The organism is bacterium (assembly GCA_026398675.1).
In the GTDB taxonomy this organism is placed as follows: domain Bacteria; phylum RBG-13-66-14; class RBG-13-66-14; order RBG-13-66-14; family RBG-13-66-14; genus RBG-13-66-14.
The window spans coordinates 1-3,386 of record JAPLSK010000301.1; the positions used below are offsets into that span (position 1 = coordinate 1).

The window sequence follows — 3,386 nt, forward strand, 5'->3', positions numbered from 1 at the left end:
CCGTTTTTTATAAGGTAGCCCTCACCCCGACCCCGGCCTAGCCGGTCGAAATAGGGGACGCCGCGGCGCCCCCTTCACCTTCACTCATTCGCTTACCTGGCGATGACCAGGCGCGTCGTCTGGTGCTCCTCGCCCACCGAAAGGCTGACGAAGTAAACCACCGCCCCGGCGTCCGAAACGTCCCAGACGACCAGGTGGCTGCCGCCCTCGGCGACGCCCCGGGCCAGGGTCTCCACCCGACGCCCGGAGAGGTCGTAGACGGAAATCTCCAGCGCCTTGCCGGAGTCGGCCGGCGAGATGGAGTAGGAGAGGGTGGCCGATTCGCGGGCCGGGTTCGGGTACGGGGCGTCCAGCACCGTCCTCACGTAGCCGCCCGGCAGCTCGCGGATCGTCAGCGGGCCGAAGGTCGTCGTCTCGCCGAAAGAGTCCACCACCTCGAGGTAGTAGCGGTCACCCAGGGCCGGGTCGGTGACCAGCCAGCGCGCGGCGTCCGCGGGGAGAAGCCGCTCGTTCAGCCGCACCCGCGCATCGTCGCGCTCCCGCAGGAGGTTCGCCCCGGCGTAGCCCTCCCCCGGCGTCCACGACAACAGGATACCGTCCGAGGCGTCGTCGTAGTGGAAGTCGGCGACCAGGACGCTCGACGGCATGACGTCAATGTCCTCCACGGCGCTCCAGGCCCCCCAGGTGAAATCGTTCCCGCCCCGCACGCGGTAGTAGTAGGTGTCCGACGTGCGGCCCTCCACGTAGAAGGAGGTCTCGGTCAGGTCGTCGCCCAGGGTCGTTATCACCGCGTAGGTGTCCACGGGGTAGATGTCGTCTATGTAGATGCCGCCCTGGTGGGTGTAGGTGTCGGTGGTGTAGCGGAAGCGGATGTAGCAAGAGCCGTCCGCATAGGCGTCCAGGGAGTGCGTATATTCTTGCCAGTCGGCCATGTAGCCGGAGAACATGCGCAGGCGGTCCCACGTGACGCCGTCCGCCGAGGCCTCGACGTAGGCGTAATCGTAGCCCGTTTCGATGTTGTACCGGGCCCAGTAGGTGAGCTCGTCGCCCGTGGTGACGGCGAGCGGGCCGAGGGAGGTCAACTTGGCCGTGTAGCTGTCGGCGTCCCCGGACCAGAAGCAGTAGCTCCCCTCGTGCGGGGTGGAGGTGGACTGCTGGAAGTTGACGCTGTTCCAGTTGTCCAGGCCGTCCTCGGCGCCGTCGCCGATCCGCTCGTAGCCGGTCATCTCGTCGAGCTGGTAGTAATCCAGCACGCCGTGCTCGAACTCCGGCATGGTCCAGCTCACCGTGTAGGTACCGTCGTCGTCGGTGTCCATGGGGTCAATCACCGGAGCCGGGAGGACGCAGATCATCTCCGGGTTCTGCGCCAACAGGCACATGTCCAGCATCGCCGGCAGGTTCTCGTCGAACTGGACCTGCACCTCGCTGAACGGCGGCTGGAACTCCGTGCCCATCTCGAAGGTGAAGCCGAACAGAGGTTCCGCCAGGAGGCCGTCACCGTCGCCCAGGTGGCTGCCGTACATCCAGTCGCAGGCGTCGCCGTTGGTGTTGTATAGCGCGTAGCTCGGTTCGGCGGTATAGCCGTTGTAACCGGCGAAGAGCTCGCCCATGGGCTCGTAGATGTAGTTGTGCTCGGTGACGTCGTTGATATAGCCCCAGGGGTAGAGGACGAGCTGGGAGTAGGTATGGAAGTTGATGGCGCCGACGACCGGGTTGCCCGCGTCGGACCGAGCCGCGTAGAACTGCATCATCGCTTGGATCTCCGGCTCGGAGCCCGCCGACGGGCCGCGGTAGGTCTCGTCATCCGTCCAGGGGCTCGAGCCGTAGTCGTCATAACCCCACATGTAGGTGTAGTTGCGGTTCACGTCCACGCCGTAGGTGCCGTCGCCGTTGTCGCGCCGGTTCTTGCGCCACATGTCGTAGAAGTCCCGCACGTACTGGTAGCCGTCCGGGTTCACCATGGGCACGAACCACACCTCGCGGTTGTCCACGATGTTCGTCACCGTGTCGTCCGTGCCGTAGTTCTCGCAGAAGTACTCGGCGAAGCGGTACACCAGCTCGTGGGTGGTGATTTCACGGGCGTGGTGCAGGCCGTTGAACATGACGTCGGCCTCGGCGGGCTCGTCGGTGGCGACGTTGTCGGAGATTTTCAGCCCCCAGAGGTAGCGCCCGTCGTGGGTCGGTCCGGCACCCGTCTCGGTCGAGAGGTCGTGCAGCTCGCAGATGGACGGGTAGTCGGCCGCCAGCGCCTGCATCATCGCCAGCATCTGGTCGTAGGTGTGGTAGGAGTCGGGGTCGGGGATGTTGGCCTGCTCCTCCCAGAAGGCCCGCGTGGCCGCCTCCACGTCGTCTATGAGCACGTCCTGCCGGGTGAGGCCGTAGTAGTAGAGCTGGTCGCGATCGGCCTCGTCCACCAGGACGTCCGCCGCCAAGCCCCACACCCACCCCGCCACGTCCAGTGTGCCCCAGGGCACGTTCTCCTGCAGCTCCCGGGTGAGGTAGCAGCGGATGAGCTGGGTCTTGGCCGCCGCGGGGACGACGAGGGCGACGATGAGAAGGAGGGGAATCAGTCTGCGCATGGTTCCTCCAGGAGGGGGCGCCTTCCGGGCGTAACCGCCCCATTGTAGCTATAACCTCTCAGGGGCGAACCTAGCATAAAAAATGGACTCCCGCAAGCGGACCTGGGGTTTTTTGCGCCGGGGTCGAAAAGGGTGTATAGTAAAGGTGGCGTTTTCCCACCTTCGGGTTCGACAATCCGTCGGCGGGGCGGGTAAACGGTGAAGGAGGCTGCGATGAAAAGGCTTTTTTGCGTAATTTTCGCGCTGGCGCTCGCCGGCGCGGCCTCCGCCGGCGAGTGGCACGTCGAGACGGTGGACTCGGTGGGAGACGTGGGCGAATACACCTCCCTGGCGCTTGACTCCTCCGACTCCCCCCACATCTCGTATTGGGACTGGACCAACAAGGATCTCAAATACGCCCGCTGGAACGGTAGCTCCTGGCAGATCGAGACCGTGGACTCGGTGGGAGAAGTACGCTCGTACACCTCTCTGGCGCTGGATTCCTCCAACCGCCCCAACATCTCGTATTGTGACTACAACAACGGTGATCTCAAATACGCCCGCTGGAACGGTAGCTCTTGGCAGATCCAGATCGTTGACTCGGCGGGAAGCGTAGGCCAGTACACCTCCCTGGCGCTGGACTCCTCCGGCCGCCCCCACATCTCGTATTACGGCAACGGTGCTCTAAAATACGCCAGCTGGAACGGTAGCTCTTGGTGGATCGAGACCGTGTACTCGGCGGGAAGCGAAGGCACGTACACCTCTCTGGCGCTTGATTCCTCCGACCGCCCCCACATCTCGTATTACGACTACACCAACTCTGATCTC

Annotated in this window: 2 protein-coding genes; one reads left to right on the forward strand and one right to left on the reverse strand. The window is 64.4% G+C overall.

Translation table 11 applies throughout. The features are described from left to right. Window positions 1–92 precede the first annotated feature (92 nt). On the reverse strand, window positions 93–2,579 hold the full coding sequence (locus NTW26_08925) for a M14 family zinc carboxypeptidase (GenBank protein MCX7022376.1): 2,487 nt from the start codon (window positions 2,577–2,579) through the stop codon (window positions 93–95). A gap of 213 nt (window positions 2,580–2,792) precedes the next feature. Here NTW26_08925 and NTW26_08930 point away from each other — a divergent pair. Beyond that, the coding region (locus NTW26_08930) for a carboxypeptidase regulatory-like domain-containing protein (protein ID MCX7022377.1) at window positions 2,793–3,386 on the forward strand (594 nt) is incomplete at its 3' end.

Excerpts from the sequence above, each read along its gene's own strand:
- NTW26_08925 (MCX7022376.1), bottom strand. The coding sequence starts at position 2,579 with ATGCGCAGACTGATTCCCCTCCTTCTCATCGTCGCCCTCGTCGTCCCC.